Source organism: Treponema endosymbiont of Eucomonympha sp. (genome assembly GCF_001028545.1).
Map to the genome: position 1 here is coordinate 1 of NZ_BBPW01000427.1, position 600 is coordinate 600.

General features: G+C 64.7%; 1 pseudogene. It reads right to left on the reverse strand.

From position 1 onward, the window contains the following. A pseudogene (locus AWU74_RS07440) lies at positions 1 to 600 on the reverse strand (AAA family ATPase); the annotation flags it as partial.

Genomic DNA, 600 nt, shown 5'->3' on the forward strand with positions numbered 1-600 from the left:
GCCGCCGCACCGATTCGGTGAGCGCCCGCCCTCGTCGTAGCCCACGTAGCCCGGAGGCGCGCCGATGAGGCGGCTCACCGCGAACTTTTCCATATATTCGCTCATATCGATTCGGGTGAGCGCCCGCTCGTCGTTGAACAGAAAGTCCGCGAGCGCCCTCGCCAGTTCCGTCTTGCCCACGCCGGTCGGTCCTATGAATAGAAAGCTCCCCAGCGGGCGGTTCTCGTCCGAAAGTCCCGCGCGGTTCCGCCTGATTGCGTCCGACACGCTCGACACCGCCTCGTCCTGCCCGATAACCCTTTGGTGCAGTTCTGCCTCCAGCGCAAGGTACTTCTGCTGTTCGCTCGCCTGCATTTTGCTCACCGGAATGCCCGTCCACGCCGCCACCACCCGCGCGATATCCTCCTCGCCCACTTCCTGCCGAAGCAGCGTCTGCCGCGCCCCCGCCTGCTGCGCGCCCTTGCGGGATTCCGCGCGTTCCTCCGAACCGCGGAGCCGCTTCTCGATTTCGGGAATCTTTGCGTAGCGGATTTCCGCCGCTTTTTCGAGCCTGCCTTCCCGCGTATACTGCGTTTCGGCAATGCGGAGCTGCTCCAGTTC